The sequence below is a fragment of the Streptomyces sp. NPDC002144 genome, assembly GCF_053593695.1.
Genome location: NZ_JBSFDB010000032.1, coordinates 1 through 15,631 on the forward strand (window position 1 = coordinate 1; position 15,631 = coordinate 15,631).

A 15,631-nucleotide genomic window follows, 5' to 3' on the forward strand; every position below is an offset into this window, starting at 1 on the left:
GCGAGCTTCCAGACCACCCTGTCCAACTTCGCCGCGCTCGGCGTCGACGTACAGATCACCGAACTCGACATCGCCCAGGCACCCGCCACCGCCTATGCGAACACCGTCAAGGCGTGCATGAACGTGGCGCGTTGCAAGGGCATCACCGTGTGGGGCATCCGGGACAGCGACTCCTGGCGCACCGGCCAGAACCCGCTGCTGTTCGACAACAACGGCAACAAGAAGGCGGCGTACAACGCGGCGCTGACCGCGCTCGGCGGCACACCCGCGACCACCGCCCGAGCCTCCGCCGCCGCCCTCCCTTCGAGCTTCAGCTGGAGTTCGAGCGGCGCGCTGATCGCGCCCAAGCCCGACTCGGCACACAACATCGCGGGGATCAAGGACCCGTCGGTCGTGTACTACAACGGCAAGTACCACGTCTTCGCGAGCGTCGCGAGCTCCTCCGGCTACAGCCTGGTGTACCTCAGCTTCAGCGACTGGTCGCAGGCCGGCTCGGCCACGCACCACGACCTGGACCGCGGCGCGATCGGCAGCGGCTACCGGGCCGCCCCGCAGATCTTCTACTTCGCCCCGCAGAAACTCTGGTACCTCGTCTACCAGACCGGCAACGCCTCGTACTCCACCAACGCCGACATCAGCAACCCCGACGGCTGGAGCGCGCCGCGCAACTTCTACGCCTCGATGCCGGACATCATCAGGCAGAACATCGGCGGCGGTTACTGGGTCGACATGTGGGTGATCTGCGACAGCGCCACCTGCTACCTGTTCTCCTCGGACGACAACGGACACCTGTACCGCTCGCAGACCGGCCTGTCCCAGTTCCCGAACGGCTTCACCAACACCGTCATCGCGGCCCAGGACTCCAACAAGTACGCCCTGTTCGAGGCGAGCAACGTCTACAAGGTGCAGGGCAGCAACCAGTACCTGCTGATCGTCGAGGCCATCGGCTCCGACGGGCGGCGCTACTTCCGCTCCTGGACGTCCGGCAGTATCGCGGGCTCGTGGACCCCGCTGGCCGCCACCGAGAGCAATCCCCTCGCCCGCGCCACCAACGTCAGCTTCCCGGCGGGCGCCTGGACGAAGGACATCAGCCACGGCGAGATGATCCGCGCCGGCTACGACCAGACGCTGACGATCCCCTCCTGCAGGCTCCAGTACCTCTACCAGGGCCTCAACCCCAACGCGAGCGGTGACTACAACACCCTGCCCTGGCGCCTGGGCCTGCTCACCCAGACCAACTCCGCCTGCTGACCGCCGACCGCCCTCATCACTCACCCGCACGACCAGAGGAGCTTCCCGTGATCGTCCGACAGTCGTTACGTCCCTCCCGGCGCGCCCTCCTCGCCACCGGAGCGGCCGTCGCCCTCGGCGCCGGCATCCTCACCGGCACCGCCCCGTCCTCCCACGCCGCGGGATCGCTGCCCTGCGACCTGTACGCCTCCGGCGGCACACCCTGCGTGGCCGCCCACAGCACGACCCGCGCCCTGTACTCCGCCTACAACGGCCCGCTGTACCAGGTGCGCCGCGCCTCCGACAACGTCACCCGCGACATCGGCGTCCTCAGCGCGGGAGGCGTCGCCAACGCGGCAGCCCAGGACTCCTTCTGCGCCGGCACGTCCTGCGTCATCACCGTCATCTACGACCAGTCCGGCCGGGGCAACCGCCTCACCCAGGCGCCCGGCGGCGGTGCCGCCGGCGGTCCGGACAACCTGGCCAACGCCACCGCCGCCCCCACCACGGTCGCCGGCCACAAGGCCTACGGCGTGTACGTCGCCCCCGGCACCGGCTACCGCAACAACACCACCAACGGCACGGCGAAGGGCGACCAGCCGGAGGGTATGTACGCCGTCCTCGACGGCACCCACTACAACGGCGGCTGCTGTTTCGACTACGGCAACGCCGAGACCAACAGCCGCGACAACGGCAACGGCACCATGGAGGCCATCTACTTCGGCAACATCAAGGTCTGGGGCTACGGCAGCGGCAACGGCCCCTGGATCATGGCCGACCTGGAGAACGGCCTGTTCTCCGGCGTCAACCAGCACTACAACGCGAACGACCCCTCCATCAGCCACCGCTACCTGACCGCCGTCATCAAGGGCGGGCCCAACAAATGGGCCATCCGCGGCGGCAACGCCCAGTCCGGCGCCCTGTCCACCTTCTACAACGGGGTCCGCCCCAACGTCGCCGGCTACAACCCGATGAAGAAGGAGGGAGCCATCATCCTCGGCATCGGCGGCGACAACAGCAAGGGCGCCCAAGGCACCTTCTACGAAGGCGTCATGACCTCCGGCTATCCCTCGGACGCCACCGAGAACGCCGTACAGGCCAACATCACCGCCGCCGGCTACGGCAGGTGACAGCGCCGGGTGGCCCGGGCCGACGCCCATCGGCCCGGGCCACCCCTCCCACGTCCCCGGCCACCGCGTTTGATCAGACCCACCTCGTCCGCGAGGCTGGAGGTCCGGCGCAGTCCAGGAAAGGTCCCCCCGTGGTCAGCATCCCGACGTACACGCTCAACGACGGCACGACGATCCCCGCCATCGGCCTGGGCACCTGGCCGATGAGCGACGCGGAGGCGGAACGCGCCGTGGCCGGGGCTCTGGAGACGGGCTACCGCCTGGTCGACACGGCGACCAACTACCGCAACGAGTCGGGAGTCGGCCTCGGCATCGCCCGCAGCGGCATCCCGCGCGAGGAGGTCGTCGTCACGACGAAGCTGCCGGGCCGTCACCACGGCCACGAGGAGACACTCGCCTCCTTCGAGGAGTCCCGCAGGCGGCTGGGCCTGGAGTACGTGGACCTGTACCTGATCCACTGGCCGCTCCCCCGCGTCGACAAGTACGTCGACTCCTGGCGCGCCATGATCAAGCTCCGCGAGGACGGACTCGTCCGCTCCATCGGCGTCTCCAACTTCACCGCCGAACACATCGAACGGCTGGAGAAGGAGACCGGTGTGCTGCCCTCGGTGAACCAGATCGAGCTGCACCCGCTCTTCCCGCAGGAACAGCTGCGCGCCTTCCACAGTGCCAACGGCATCGTCACCGAGAGCTGGAGCCCGCTCGGCCGGGGCAGCAGCCTCCTCGAGGACCCTGCCCTCGTCGCCATCGCCGAGGCCCACGGCGTGACACCCGGGCAGGTCGTGCTGCGCTGGCACACCCAGCTCGGCGCGCTGCCCATCCCGAAGTCCTCCGACCCCGAGCGGCAACGGCAGAACCTCGACATCTTCGGCTTCGAGCTCGACGCCGACCAGCTGGCAGCCGTCTCCGACCGCGCCCACCGGCGCCTGGGCGGCGACCCGGCGGTGCACGAGGAGTTCTGAGCCACCGCGCGGGGTACTCGGACGGCCGCGAGGATCAGGGCGCGTGGAAGGAGCCCCAGGTGGGCGAGCGGGACCGGCTGCGGGACTACCACGACAAGCGCGACTTCCAGCGAACCAGGGAGCCACGGGGGCGGTCGGCCGCCTCGGGGGACGAGCCGCGGTTCGTCGTGCAGATCCACGACGCCAGCACCCTGCACTTCGACTTCCGGCTGCAGGTCGGCGACGTACTGAAGTCATGGTCCATCCCCAAGGGCCCCTCCGACGACCCGCACGACAAGCGGCTCGCCGTGCCCACCGAGGACCACCCCCTGGAGTACGAGGACTTCGAGGGCGTGATCCCGCGGGGCGAGTACGGCGGAGGCACGGTGATCGTGTGGGACCACGGCACCTACGAACCGCTCAGCCACGACCGCAAGGGGCGGCCCGTCGACTTCGAGGAGTCCCTGGAGGGCGGACACGCCCGCTTCCGCCTCAAGGGCTCCAAACTGCACGGCGAGTACGCCCTCACCCGGTTCCGCGGCGGCAGGGACGGCGACCGGGAAGAGGCCTGGCTGCTGGTGCGGACCGGCAGCGCGAAGGCCTCCGGGCACGGCACGCCGGATCCGCGCCGGGCCCGCTCGGTCAGCAGCGGCCGTACGCTCGCCCAGGTCGCCGCCGACGACGGCGACCAGGCGTAGCGGGTCGCCAGGTGATCGCTAGGTGTCCGCTCGTCTCTGCCTCGGGCCGGCGGGGGCGCGCAGTTCGCGGTGGACCGCCCAGGCCACCGACACCATCGGCACGGCGACGACCGCGCCGATCACCCCCGCCAGGATGCTGCCGGCGATCACCGAGACCGCCACCACGACCGGATGCAGCCGCACCGCCCAGCTCATCACCAGCGGATGCAGTACATGGCCCTCGATCTGGCCGACGATGACGATCAGCGCGAGGACCACGATCGCGATGACCGGCCCGCGCGACGCCAGCGCGACCACCGTGGCCACGCCCAGCGCGATGGGCGATCCCACCAGGGGGATGAACGCTGCGAAGAACTCCAGCAACGTCAGCGGCAGCGCCAACGGCACCCGCAGCACGAACAGGGCGATGCCGACCAGCACCGCGTTGGTGGCCGCCACGATCACGATGCCCCGCGTGTACCCGGCGAAGGTCCGCCACGCCGCGCCACCCGCACGGTTCCAGGGGTCCCGGGCCTGCTGCGGCAGCAACTCCTGGAACCAGTGCCAGAACCGGTCGCCGGAATGGATGAAGAACAAGGAGCAGAACAGCGCCAGCACCCCCGCGGTCAGCACCTCCACGAGCCGCCCGGCACCGCTCACCGCGCTGGTGATCAACGTGGAGCGGTGCTCCGACACGAAGGTGTTGACCTTGCCCTGAAGATTTGACGTCACCGAGCGACTCACATGGAACGGAGCTCCCTGCAGCCATCGCTCGATGCGCCCGATGCCCCCGCTGAACTCCCGCCCGAGCTGGTCCCACTCGCTCGCCACCAGCTCACCGACCAGCGCCAGCAGTCCCAGGAACAGCACCAGGCTTCCCACGACGCTCACCACCACCGCGAGCGACCTCGGCAGCCATCGTGCCAGCAGATCGGCGAGGGGACGCAGTACGGAGGTCACGACCAGGGCGAGGAACAAAGCGACGGCGACCAGCTGCAGGCGTCCCAGAATCACGAAGCCCGCGTACACGGCCGCCCCGAGCACCAGCAGCCGCCAGGCGTAGGCGGCACCGACCTTCAGCCCGTGATGCACGTCCACGCCGTTCGCGGCCCCCGGCGCGGATGCCGACGCCCTGCGCGCACGGGCCACCGTCCCGTATCCGCGGGCCGGCCGGCTGCCCAGCACGACGTACCGCATCCGACGCGGGCCGCGGCTGCCGCCGGGTCCGGTACCGGGATGTCGGCGCGACCGACGCAGGGCGTCGCTCACCTGCACGTCACCGCCTCACATCGCCGCAGGTCGTCGAATTACGCAGCTACGTGTTCCCAAAGCGGCAATTTTCTAAATCGAGGGTGCACGCACGGACCAGTCGGCACGGAATCGGGCCCACCAGACCGCTTCCCCGCCGGATTGATCCGTTCCGGCCCCAACCACCCTCCCGGGGCTCTATGTTCACGGCGGTACTCGATCTTCCCCCCATGTCCAGAGAGGCCCTCGCATGCGCACCGCGCTCCGCTCCGCCCTCGTCGGCGCGATCGTCACCACCACAACCCTCACCATCTCCGGTACGGCAGGCGCCACACCGCCCGGCCCAGGGGTGACCGCCAAGCTCATCAGCCAGACCACCGTCGGCGACACCGACTACGTCCTGCGCGAGATCACGGTCCCGCCCGGCCAGGCCACCGGCTGGCACTACCACGACGGCCCCGTCTACGGCTTCGTCCGCCAGGGCACCCTCAGCCACTACCACTCCGACTGCGCCGAGGACGGCGTCTACCCGACGGGCACCACCGTCCGCGAACCCGGCGGCCCCGGCGACGTCCACCTCGGCCGCAACGAGGGCGCCACCCCGCTCGTCCTCGACGTCCTCTACGTCCTCCCGCACGGCGCCCCCTACTCGGAGGACGTGCCCAACCCCGGCTGCTCCTTCCAGTGATCAGCCCGGAGGCAGCGGCTGCTCCGCCCAGATCGTCTTGCCCCGGCCGGTCTGCCGACTGCCCCAGCGGTGGGTGAGCTGGGCGACCAGCAGCAGCCCGCGGCCGCCCTCGTCGAAGGCATGGGCCCGGCGCAGATGCGGTGAGGTGGAACTGCCGTCGGAGACCTCGCAGATCAGCGTGCGGTCGCGGATCAACCGCAGCTGGATGGGCGGGGCGCCGTAGCGGATGGCGTTCGTGACCAGCTCGCTGACCACCAGCTCGGTCACGAACGCCGCCTCGTCCAGACCCCACGCCGACAACTGCTCGGTGGCGGCCTGCCGGGCCGCGGCCACCCGCTCCGGGTCGGGCGTGATGTCCCAGGTGGCCACCTGGTCCGCGCCCAGCGCCCGGGTGCGGGCCAGCAGCAGCGCCACGTCGTCACTGGGGTCCTCCGGCAGCACCGCCTTCAGCACCGTGTCGCACAGCGCCTCCAACGTGTCGACGGGGGCGGTCAGCGCACGGCACAGCTCGGCGGTGGCATGGTCGACATCCCGGTCGCGGTCCTCGATCAGACCGTCGGTGTACAGGGCCACCACCGCGCCCTCGGGTACTTCCAGCTCCATCGCCTCGAACGGCAGACCACCGACGCCCAGAGGCGGCCCGGCCGTCATCTCGATCAGGCTCGCCGTACCGTCCGGCAACAACAGCGCCGGCCCCGGATGGCCGGCGGCCGCGACGTTCAGCCGCCGCGAGACGGGGTCGTAGACCGCGTACAGGCAGGTGGCCCCCAGCTCAGCGACCTCGTCACCGCTGTCACCCGAGGCCAGATGGGTGACGAGGTCGTCGAGGTGGGTGAGCAGCTCGTCCGGCGGCAGATCCACGTCCGCCAGCGTGCGTACGGCCGTACACAGCCGGCCCATCGTCGCCGTCGAGGGAATGCCGTGCCCCACGACATCCCCGACGACCAGCGCGACACGGCTGCCGGACAACGGGATCACGTCGAACCAGTCGCCGCCGATCCCGACCAGCGCACCCGAGGGCAGGTATCGGTGCGCCACCTCCACCGCGGCCTGTCCGGGCAGGCCCTTCGGCAGCAGACTGTTCTGCAGCGCCAACGCCGTGCTGCGCTCGCGCGCGAACCGACGGGCGTTGTCGACGCACACGGCCGCACGGCTGGCCAGCTCCTCCGCCAGTACGACGTCGTCGTCCCCGAAGTCGTCCGGATTCGCGATCCGTACGCCCACCGCCACACCCAGCGTCGTACCGCGCGCCCGCAACGGCACCGCCAGCATCGAGTGCACACCCCTGCGCCGGGGGCGACCCGCCGGAGCGCGGGCATTGCGCTCAGCGACCCACCGCATGAACTCCGGCTCCCCCGCCTGGCTGACGATTGCCCGCCCCGCACGCAGAGCCATCGCCGGCGGCGAGAACGACGGGTAGAAGTCCGCGTCCCCGATACGCACCGCCGCCTCCGGCGTCCCCTCCGTCACCGAGCCGTGCGCGACGCGGCGGAGAACGATGTCGATGTCCGGCAGTGCGGGCCGCTCCTCCGCGGCCAGCACCCAGTCGAGCAGATCCACGCTCGCGAAGTCCGCGTACCGCGGCACCAGCAGCTCCACGAGCTCTTCCGCGGTACGGACCACGTCCAGCGTGGTCCCGATCGACGCCGCCGCCTCGTTCAGCAGCGCCAGACGCTCACGCGCCCAGTACTGCTCGGTGCTGTCGAAGGCCGCCAGCGCGACCGCGCACACCGCGCCCGAGTCGTCCCGCAGCGGCCACATGTCCGTGGTCCAGGCCTGATCACGGTTGAGGGCGGGGGCGCCGGCGTAGCTCTCGTACCGGGTGGGCCGGCCGGTCTCGGCGACCTGGCGCAGATGGGCCAGGAAGCCACGGCTGTGCTCGGCGTCCGCCACGGTGTCCGAGAAGTGCCGCCCCTGCAGGGCGTCCTCCGGCACTCCCATGACCCGGCATGCCACGTCGTTGAGCCGCAGATAGCGCTGGCGCGTGTCGAACACCGACATCGACATCGACGCCTGCTGAAAGGCGCGGGCGGCCAGCAGCTCCGACTCCCGCGTCCCGCCGGCCGCCTCGGCCGTGATCACGTGCCCGGCCGCCGCACCGCCCTCACCGGTGACGGGACAGGCCCGCGCGTCGAGGCTGACACTCGAGCCGTCCCGATGCCGCACCACCACCCTCCCGGCGAGCGCTGCCAAGGCCTCGGCCGACGGCGCCTCGACGACCAGATCCCGAACAGCCCGCCCGACGACGTCGTCGGCGGTGTATCCGGTCAGTCGCCGGGCACCCTCGCTCCACCCCGTCACCATGCCCCCGGCATCGACGATCACCGCAGCAGAGCCATGCTCCATATAGTTCAGGATGGTTCTTTTGTCGCACCGCTTCAACCGAAACGCGCGACCCCGGGGGGTCGCGCGTTGCGCGGGTGTCACTTCTGGTGGGTCCGCAGGGCCGCCAGGGCGCGGTCCGCGTGGGTGTTCATGCGGAGTTCGCTGCGGATGATCTCCAGGACGGTGCGGTCCTGGGCTATGACGAAGGTGGCGCGTTTGGTGGGGGCGAGGTTGAAGCCTCGTTTGACACCGAAGCGCTCGCGGATGGTGCCGTCGGCGTCGGAGAGGAGGGGCGTGCCGAGGGTGTGGCGGCCGGAGAACTCCTGCTGGCGTTCGACGGTGTCGCCGCTGATGCCGACGGGGTGGGCGCCCACGGCGGCGAACTCGGCGGCGAGGTCGCGGAAGTGGCACGCCTCGGCGGTGCAGCCGGCGCTCAGGGCCGCGGGATAGAAGAAGAGGACGACGGGTCCGTCGGCGAGCAGTGCGGAGAGGGTGCGGGGGGTGCCGGTCTCGTCGGGCAGTTCGAAGTCGTCGACCTTGTCGCCGACGGTGATGCGCTCGCTCATGCCTGGCTCTCCCCACTCTTGGCGATGCTGCGGGCCCACAGGACGAGGGGCAGCTGCAGGGGCAGTCGTCCGATGGCGGCTGCCTTGTGGGGGGTGGGGCGGTGGCGCCAGTCGATGGCCATCTTGACGTTGGCGGGGAAGACACCGACGAAGAACGCGGCCGCGGCGAGGGCGGCGGTCTTGCGGGTGCGGGGCAGGGCGAGGCCGGCGGCGAGGGCGAGTTCGGCGGCGCCGCTGGCGTAGGTCCAGGTCCTCGGGGTGCCGGGCAGGGCCTCGGGGATGGTGGCGTCGAAGGGGCGTGGTGCGGCGAAGTGGGCTACTCCGGCGGTGGCCAAGAGACCGGCGAGCAGCAGGGGTGAGCGTTCGGACCGTGGCACGGTTCCTCCTCTGGGGGGCCTGCCGCGGGATACTAGCCGGACGGTAAGAGTCACCTCCGCGCGGGCCTCGGTTCTACGGGCGGTGGCGGTGGGCGCCCGGGGTGTAGCCGAGGTGACGGCGGAAGACGTCGATGAAGGCGCTGGTGGAGGACCAGCCGCAGTGGTGGGCGACGGTGGTGACGGGGGTGTCGTCGGCGAGCAGGCGCAGGGCGTGGTAGAGGCGGGACTGGGTGCGCCACTGGGGGAAGGTCATGCCGAGCTCTCCGCGGAAGAGGCGGCTGAGGGTGCGTTCGCCGGTTCCGGTCGCCGCGCCGAGGGCGGCGAGGGTGCGGGGGTCGGCGGGGTTGGCGTGGACGAGGGCGCAGACGGCGGTCAGGCGGGGGTCGGTGGGGGTGGGCAGGCGCATGGGCTGCTGGGGTGAGACGCGCAGTTGGTCGCGCAGGACGGCGAGCAGGCGGTGGCGTTCGGGGGTGTCGTCGTCGGGGTCGTGGGTGTAGGCGAGGATCAGTTCGCGCAGGAGAGGGCTGACGGCGAGGGCGGTGGGGGCGTCGAGGCCGAGCGGGTTGTCGTGGGCGGGCAGGCCCACGAGGTGCAGCTCGAGGTGGCCGCGGGCGCGGTGGGCGTGGACGGTGTGGGCGGGGACCCACAGGGCGCGGGTGCCGGGGGCGAACCAGGTGCCGGCGTCGGTGGTGACGGTGACGACGCCTGAGCCGGCGTAGACGATCTGGTGTTCGTCGTGGTGGTGGGCGTCGATGCGTTCGCCGGCGGCCAAGGTGCGGACGCGGGTGGGCGCCTTCGGCGCGTGGCGGATGTTCGACACAGACAGGCAGATTATCGGAAGCGGGCCAGAGGGGGGTGCCGCGACGATCGCGGGGTGCCTCTTCACCGCGGTCGTCCCCTCGCCCTGCTGTCCCTGAGTCACGCCTGTGTGGACGTGTATCAGGGAGCCGTCGCCGCGCTCGTGCCGTTCTTCGTCGGCGAGCGCGCCTACACCTACGCCGCCGCGTCGGGCGTCGTGCTGGCTGCCTCGCTGCTGTCGTCGGTGGTGCAGCCGCTGTTCGGGGTGCTGACCGACCGGTGGCCGATGCCGTGGCTGCTGCCGGTGAGTGCGGTGACCGGTGGTGCGGGAGTCGCGCTGTGCGGGGTCGTCGGCTCGTACGGGCCGACGTTGGCGGCGGTCGCCGTGTCGGGGATCGGGGTCGCCGCCTACCATCCGGAAGCGGCGCGGGCGGCTCGTACGGCGGCGGGCGGCAGCAACACGGCGATGAGCTGGTTCGCGTTGGGCGGCAATCTCGGCTTCGCGACGGCGCCCCTGCTGGTCGCGGCCGTCGTGGGCACCGGTGGCCTGCACGCCTCTCCCCTGCTGGTGCTGCCGGCACTGGCGGGGGCCGCACTGTGCGCGGCGGGGGTTCGCCGGTCCGGGAGCGGAGGGGGGCTCACCCGTGAGGCGATGGCGAACGGCGAGGACGACTGGCCGTCGTTCCTGCGGCTGTCCGGGGCGATCGTGTGCCGGTCGATCGTCTTCGTCGGCCTGAGTGCGTTCATTTCGTTGTACGTGCGTCAGCGCTCGGGCGGCGGGGAGGCGGCCGGTACGGCCGCGCTGTTCGTGCTGTACGTCGGGGGTGCCGTGGGCACGGTGGCCGGGGGCCGGCTGGCCGACCGGTACGGACGGCTGGCGGTGGTGCGGCGCTCGTACGCCCTGACTGTTCTGGCGGTGGCGGGCGTGGTGCTGGTGCCGGGGCCGGTGGTGTATCTGTTCGTGGCGCTGACCTCGGCCGGGCTGTATGTGCCGTTCTCGCTGCACGTCACGCTCGGTCAGGACTTCCTGCCGGGCCGGGTGGGGACGGCGAGCGGGGTCACGCTGGGACTGACGGTGAGTGTGGGTGGGCTGGCCGCTCCTGCGTTGGGGGCGTTGGCCGACGTGACGTCGCTGCGGACGGCGTTGCTGCCGCTGATCGCGCTGCCGGCGCTGGGCCGGCTGCTGCTGTGGGGTCTGCGGGAACCCTCGGCGGGGGCGCGGCCGGCCGGTCGGCGTGCGATGTCGGTGTGACGGGCGTCAGACGGTGGTGTGCTCGGTTTCCTCGTCGATGGCGTAGGTGAGGAAGTCGTCGACCATGCGGTGGAAGAGCGTGGCCAGCTGGCGCAGTTCCTCCGCCGACCAGTCGGACAGGGCGAGCTGCATGCCGCGGGCGCCGGCGTCGCGGACGCGGGCGATGGCCTGCTGTCCGGCCTCGGTGAGCTGGATGCGCTGGGCGCGGCGGTCGTCGGGGTCGGGGACGCGGGTGACGTAGCCGGACTTCTGCAGTTGCTGCACGGTGCGGGTGACGTGCGAGGCCTCCACGCCGAGGCGGGTGGCGAGTTCGCCGGGGCGCAGTGGCTCGGAGTCGGCGACCTGTCGCAGCAGCGCCACGGCGGCGCGGTCGAGGGGCACGCCGGCCAGTGCCATCAGCCGCTCGTGCTGGCGGGCGCGGGTGCTCAGGTAGGTGATGCGGGTGAGCGCGCGCTCGATCTCGATGACCTCCTCGGACGCGGGGGTGTCGGGGAGTTCGGGGAGCGGTGGAGTGGCCATGCGATCCACTTTACCATCTTGTTGCGTAACTCAAGTAACCTACTGCGTACGTTCGCTTCGTGTACTACGGGCGCATGATGCCGCCCGTACGGCGACCCTTCGTTCAGTCCGGGCATGCGGTGTCGGAGGACCGGATCTCGCGGCCCTCCGCAGCCGTGACGGTGACGGGCAGGGGCCTGGTTCCGGGGGCGCCGACGCGCTCGGCCGCGAGGGCCGTGCAGATGAGCTGCGCGGCGGCGAGGTCGGTCTTGTTGCCCATCGCGACGGTGAGCCGGATGTCCACGCGGTCCCTGTGTGAGGTGACCTGCACCCACTTCGTTGTCTCGGCGGCCGCACTCTGGTCCAGGGTGGGCGCTTCGCTGGGGAAGAGAGCCGTGGGAGGGGACGACGCCACGGAGGGCAGCAGCGACCTCAGGCCCGCGGACTGTTCGCCCGGGGTGGGACCTTTGAGCAGCACCTGGATCGCCGACTCGGCGTCGGGGGGCGCCGCGGTCCGGCGGGAGACGCCGTAGAGGACGTCGCCGGTGACGTAGTAGACCCGGATGGTCGGCACGAGCCCGCTCGCGGGGACGCCGGACTGCACCACTCCGGTGGTGGGGATGCCGCAGGAGGCGAGCAGGCCCAGGGCCGGTATCAGCATCACGGACGCCCAGCGGCGTACGGGTGTGGTCACCGGTTCTCCTCGTTGTGCAGCGGGAGTTCTACGGTGAAGACCGCGCCGCCCTCCGGCCGGTTGGCGGCGCGCACGGTCCCGCCGTGGACGCGGACGTTCTCGGCGGTGATCGCGAGGCCGAGTCCACTGCCCTCGGTACGGGTGCGGGCGGCGTCGGACTTGTAGAACCGTTCGAAGACGTGGGGCAGGACATGGGCGTGAATGCCGGGGCCGCTGTCCAGCACCTCGATGACGGCACGGGGCTCTGTCCCGGTCGAGCCGCTCAGGCGCAGCCGGACCGGGCGGGCGCCGTGCCGGAGGGCGTTGCCGACGAGGTTCGCCACGACCACGTCGAGGCGGCGCGGGTCGACGCGTCCGCGCAGGGTGTCGGGCGGCGGCAGTTCGGTGTCCACCACGTCGGTCCAGGCGCGGGCGGCGAGCGTGCGGCGCAGTGACTCGGCGAGGTCGATCTCGTCCAGGTGCAGCACCGCGGCGCCCGCGTCGAAGCGGGAGATCTCCATCAGGTCGTCCACCAGGCGGGCCAGTTTCACGGTCTCCTCGCTGATCAGACGGACCGCGGTGGCGGTGTCCGGGTCGAGGCGGGCGGCGTCCTCGTCGAGGACGTCGGTGACCGCCGACATGGCCGCCAGCGGGGTGCGCAGTTCGTGCGAGACGTCGGCGGCGAACCGGCGGGCGCGGGCCTCCATGCCGCGCAGTTCGGCCACCGACGCCTCCAGGGCGGCGGCCGTCTCGTTGAACGTGTGCGACAGGTCGGCCAGTTCGTCGGAGCCGTTGACGGCGAGGCGGGTGTCGAGGCGTCCCTCGGCGATGCTGCGGGTGGCGCTGCGCAGCGCGCGCACCGGGCGTAGGACGCCGCGGGCGGCGAGGAGCGCGAGGAGCACCGCCAGGACGAGGGCGGGCACGGTGGCCCGTTCGACGGCCGCGACCAGGGCGTCGACGTAGGCCTGTTCCGTTGCCTGGGGGACGGTCAGGAAGATCCGCAGACCCGACGCGGCGCCGGTCGTGAACGCCACGGACATGCCGACGACGAGGGAGGTGTGGTCACCGGTGCGGACCCGCTGGAAGACGGTCGCCACGCTGGAGCGCACGGCCTCGCGCAGCGCGGGCGTCAGTTCCGCGAACCGATCGCCTGCGGCGGACGTCGCGCTCAACTCGCCGTAGGTCACCATGACCCGCCAGGCACCGGACGGTTCGGAGGCCGCGACGTCGGACGCGAACCGCCGCAGCCCGTCCTGGGTGGGCGGTATGTCGAGGTCGGGGGCGAGCCGGTTGGCCTGGGCGCGCAGCTGTGAGATCACCGCGTCCTGGCTCTGCTGGAGCACACCGGTGCGCGCCTCGCGGAAGGTCAGGGCGCCGGTCGTGGTCGCGGTGAGCGCCGCCACGAGCGCGAACGCGAGAACCAACCGGGTGCGCAGTCCGAGCAGTTGGGGCACTCTGGAGCGCCGGGCGGACAGCCCGCGGACGCGGGCCCTGCGAGTGCGGGTCACTGTGCGGCGAACCGGTAGCCGAAGCCGCGCACGGTCTCGATGTAGCGGGGCTCGCCCATCTTGGCGCGTAGCCGCTTGACGCAGGCGTCCACCAGACGCGCGTCGCCGTGGTAGCTGTGCTCCCAGACCGCCTCCAGCAGTTGCTGCCGGCTGAAGACCTGCCCGGGCGAGGCGGACAGGGTCAGCAGGAGGCGCAGTTCGGAGGCGGCGAGCGCCACGGGCACACCGCGCAGGGCGACCGAGAAGCCGGCCCGGTCGACGGTGAGGTCTCCGTACGTGTCGAGTTTCGGTATGCCGCCGTCGCCCGGCGCCTGGGCCGCCCGGCGCAGTACGGCGCGGATGCGGGCTTCCAGGACCCGCGCCTGCACGGGCTTGACCACGTAGTCGTCGGCTCCGGCCTCCAGCCCCACGACGATGTCCTCGTCGTCGCCCCGCGCGGTGGCCATGATGATCGGCAGCGTCTGGTCGAGGTCACGCAGCGCACGGCAGACGTCCAGGCCGGGCATGCCGGGCAGCATCAGGTCCAGCACCGCGACGTCCGGCCGGAAGGAGCGGGCCTGTTGGAGCCCCTCCTCCCCCGTCACGGCGGTACCGACCTCGTGCCCCTGCCGACGCAGGGCCAGGGCGACTCCCTCCCGCACGGCGCGGTCGTCTTCGATCAGCAGTACACGTGGCATGGGCTCAGTATCGGCACGTCCCGCGCCCGGCCGGGGTTCTGTTACCGGATGATCACATGAGCGGCCAACCGGATGGGCGTTATCTTTTCGTTACCCTTCGGGCCAGGTTCGATCACAAAGCGGTCACAACCTAAGCCACCATGACCGCGCACAAAGCAACTCGATCCAGCAGCCGCCGCCGTCCCAGCGGCCCAGCCCACGCCGTGGTGAACGGACGGAAGGGAGGACGGCTGTGGGGAGGTGTCGCCGCGATCGCCGTGCTGGGCGCAGCGGGCTTCGCGGCCGTGGGCTGGACCGCTCCCGGCCACGGCGACGACCAGGCGGACGCACCGGCCCGCGAACACACCCAGGCCGGGTCCAAGGCCCCCACGCCGTCCCACACCAGCAAGCCCTCCCCCAGCCACAACCCCTCGGCGTCTCCCTCCCCGAAGGTGATCCCGGCCACGGGCCCGGGTACGTTCACCACCGCGCCCGGCACCAGCCCCACGGTCGGCACCGGCAAGGTATGGCGTTACCGGGTCGAGGTGGAGGACGGCCTAGACGTGTCCCCCCGGGCCGCCGCAGAGGAAGTCGAGCGCATCCTCGCCGACCGGCGCGGCTGGACGGCCGACGGACACTCGGCGTTCCAGCGCGTCTCCGGCGGCACCGCCGACTTCGCCGTCAAGATCGCGACACCCCGGACCGTGGACAGGATCTGCGGTGCCTACGGACTGCAGACCAAGGGCGAGGTCAACTGCCGTGTCTCCAACGACGTGATGGTCAACCTCAAACGCTGGCTGCTGGCCACCCCCGTCTACGCCAAGGACGTCACCGCCTACCGCGCGCTGATCATCAACCACGAGGTCGGCCACTTCCTCGGCCACGGCCACGCCGGCTGCCCGGGCCCCGGAAAGCCGGCGCCCGCGATGATGCAGCAGATCAAGGGCATGCACGGCTGCGTGCCCAACGTGTGGCCGTACGACGAGCAGGGCCGGTACATCACCGGCCCGGCCGTCTCCTGAGCCCCGACTTGTTCTGGGGAACTCGGCTGGACCCGCATCGAA

Annotated in this window: 15 protein-coding genes and 1 pseudogene; 7 read left to right on the top strand and 9 right to left on the bottom strand. The window is 71.5% G+C overall.

The window, feature by feature from the left end:
* The 4 genes and pseudogenes from ACWCQ1_RS36330 to ACWCQ1_RS36345 all read left to right on the top strand — a co-directional run.
* On the top strand, positions 1–1,251 hold a 1,251-nt coding region (locus tag ACWCQ1_RS36330), incomplete at its 5' end, for a non-reducing end alpha-L-arabinofuranosidase family hydrolase (protein ID WP_451028301.1).
* Positions 1,252–1,298: 47 nt separating this feature from the next.
* Positions 1,299–2,351 (top strand): annotated as a pseudogene (locus ACWCQ1_RS36335) (arabinofuranosidase catalytic domain-containing protein); the annotation flags it as partial.
* 140 nt (positions 2,352–2,491) lie between these two features.
* Positions 2,492–3,322 carry an aldo/keto reductase gene (locus ACWCQ1_RS36340; protein ID WP_358601805.1) on the top strand — a complete coding sequence of 277 codons (831 nt, stop codon included), beginning with the start codon at positions 2,492–2,494 and terminating at the stop codon, positions 3,320–3,322.
* 59 nt (positions 3,323–3,381) lie between these two features.
* Positions 3,382–3,999, top strand: coding sequence for a DNA polymerase ligase N-terminal domain-containing protein (locus ACWCQ1_RS36345; RefSeq protein ID WP_358601802.1), 618 nt, complete (start codon positions 3,382–3,384; stop codon positions 3,997–3,999).
* Positions 4,000–4,017: 18 nt separating this feature from the next.
* On the opposite strand, the gene ACWCQ1_RS36350 is transcribed toward ACWCQ1_RS36345, so the two are convergent.
* Positions 4,018–5,175, bottom strand: coding sequence for an AI-2E family transporter (locus tag ACWCQ1_RS36350; protein ID WP_133043937.1), 1,158 nt, complete (start codon positions 5,173–5,175; stop codon positions 4,018–4,020).
* Between the two features lie 301 nt (positions 5,176–5,476).
* Here ACWCQ1_RS36350 and ACWCQ1_RS36355 point away from each other — a divergent pair, with 301 nt between their 5' ends.
* Positions 5,477–5,914, top strand: coding sequence for a cupin domain-containing protein (locus tag ACWCQ1_RS36355; protein WP_133043936.1), 438 nt, complete (start codon positions 5,477–5,479; stop codon positions 5,912–5,914).
* On the opposite strand, the gene ACWCQ1_RS36360 is transcribed toward ACWCQ1_RS36355, so the two are convergent.
* The 4 genes from ACWCQ1_RS36360 to ACWCQ1_RS36375 form a co-directional block, all read right to left on the bottom strand.
* The gene (locus tag ACWCQ1_RS36360) at positions 5,915–8,260 is read right to left on the bottom strand and encodes a SpoIIE family protein phosphatase (RefSeq protein WP_358601796.1); all 2,346 of its coding nucleotides are present in this window, start codon (positions 8,258–8,260) and stop codon (positions 5,915–5,917) included.
* Positions 8,261–8,337: 77 nt separating this feature from the next.
* Entirely contained in the window at positions 8,338–8,805 is a 468-nt protein-coding gene (locus ACWCQ1_RS36365; RefSeq protein ID WP_451028302.1) for a peroxiredoxin, read from the bottom strand.
* Positions 8,802–9,182, bottom strand: coding sequence for a DoxX family protein (locus ACWCQ1_RS36370; protein ID WP_133043933.1), 381 nt, complete (start codon positions 9,180–9,182; stop codon positions 8,802–8,804). Before ACWCQ1_RS36370 ends, ACWCQ1_RS36365 begins: the two co-directional genes overlap by 4 nt.
* 73 nt (positions 9,183–9,255) lie before the next feature.
* On the bottom strand, positions 9,256–10,002 hold the full coding sequence (locus ACWCQ1_RS36375; RefSeq protein ID WP_451028303.1) for an AraC family transcriptional regulator: 747 nt from the start codon (positions 10,000–10,002) through the stop codon (positions 9,256–9,258).
* Positions 10,003–10,056: 54 nt separating this feature from the next.
* Between ACWCQ1_RS36375 and ACWCQ1_RS36380 the strand changes: the two genes are divergently transcribed.
* On the top strand, positions 10,057–11,232 hold the full coding sequence (locus tag ACWCQ1_RS36380) for an MFS transporter (protein ID WP_451028304.1): 1,176 nt from the start codon (positions 10,057–10,059) through the stop codon (positions 11,230–11,232).
* Positions 11,233–11,238: 6 nt separating this feature from the next.
* Here the strand turns inward: ACWCQ1_RS36380 and ACWCQ1_RS36385 are convergent, their stop codons facing one another.
* From ACWCQ1_RS36385 to ACWCQ1_RS36400, 4 genes are all read right to left on the bottom strand, one after another.
* Positions 11,239–11,751: a MarR family transcriptional regulator gene (locus ACWCQ1_RS36385; RefSeq protein WP_133043930.1), complete on the bottom strand. Its 513-nt coding sequence runs from the start codon at positions 11,749–11,751 to the stop codon at positions 11,239–11,241.
* Between the two features lie 103 nt (positions 11,752–11,854).
* Positions 11,855–12,424: a hypothetical protein gene (locus tag ACWCQ1_RS36390; protein ID WP_451028305.1), complete on the bottom strand. Its 570-nt coding sequence runs from the start codon at positions 12,422–12,424 to the stop codon at positions 11,855–11,857.
* Positions 12,421–13,857: a sensor histidine kinase gene (locus ACWCQ1_RS36395; protein ID WP_451028332.1), complete on the bottom strand. Its 1,437-nt coding sequence runs from the start codon at positions 13,855–13,857 to the stop codon at positions 12,421–12,423. Before ACWCQ1_RS36395 ends, ACWCQ1_RS36390 begins: the two co-directional genes overlap by 4 nt.
* Positions 13,858–13,907: 50 nt before the next feature.
* The gene (locus ACWCQ1_RS36400) at positions 13,908–14,588 is read right to left on the bottom strand and encodes a response regulator transcription factor (RefSeq protein WP_133043928.1); all 681 of its coding nucleotides are present in this window, start codon (positions 14,586–14,588) and stop codon (positions 13,908–13,910) included.
* A gap of 140 nt (positions 14,589–14,728) precedes the next feature.
* Here ACWCQ1_RS36400 and ACWCQ1_RS36405 point away from each other — a divergent pair, with 140 nt between their 5' ends.
* On the top strand, positions 14,729–15,589 hold the full coding sequence (locus tag ACWCQ1_RS36405; protein WP_451028306.1) for a DUF3152 domain-containing protein: 861 nt from the start codon (positions 14,729–14,731) through the stop codon (positions 15,587–15,589).
* Positions 15,590–15,631: the final 42 nt, after the last annotated feature.

Bases quoted from the DNA above. Each gene is read 5' to 3' on its own strand.
- ACWCQ1_RS36350 (WP_133043937.1), bottom strand. From the start codon at position 5,175: ATGCGGTACGTCGTGCTGGGCAGCCGGCCGGCCCGCGGATACGGGACG.
- ACWCQ1_RS36355 (WP_133043936.1), top strand. From the start codon at position 5,477: ATGCGCACCGCGCTCCGCTCCGCCCTCGTCGGCGCGATCGTCACCACC.
- ACWCQ1_RS36360 (WP_358601796.1), bottom strand. From the start codon at position 8,260: ATGGAGCATGGCTCTGCTGCGGTGATCGTCGATGCCGGGGGCATGGTG.
- ACWCQ1_RS36365 (WP_451028302.1), bottom strand. From the start codon at position 8,805: ATGAGCGAGCGCATCACCGTCGGCGACAAGGTCGACGACTTCGAACTG.
- ACWCQ1_RS36385 (WP_133043930.1), bottom strand. From the start codon at position 11,751: ATGGCCACTCCACCGCTCCCCGAACTCCCCGACACCCCCGCGTCCGAG.
- ACWCQ1_RS36400 (WP_133043928.1), bottom strand. From the start codon at position 14,588: ATGCCACGTGTACTGCTGATCGAAGACGACCGCGCCGTGCGGGAGGGA.
- ACWCQ1_RS36405 (WP_451028306.1), top strand. From the start codon at position 14,729: ATGACCGCGCACAAAGCAACTCGATCCAGCAGCCGCCGCCGTCCCAGC.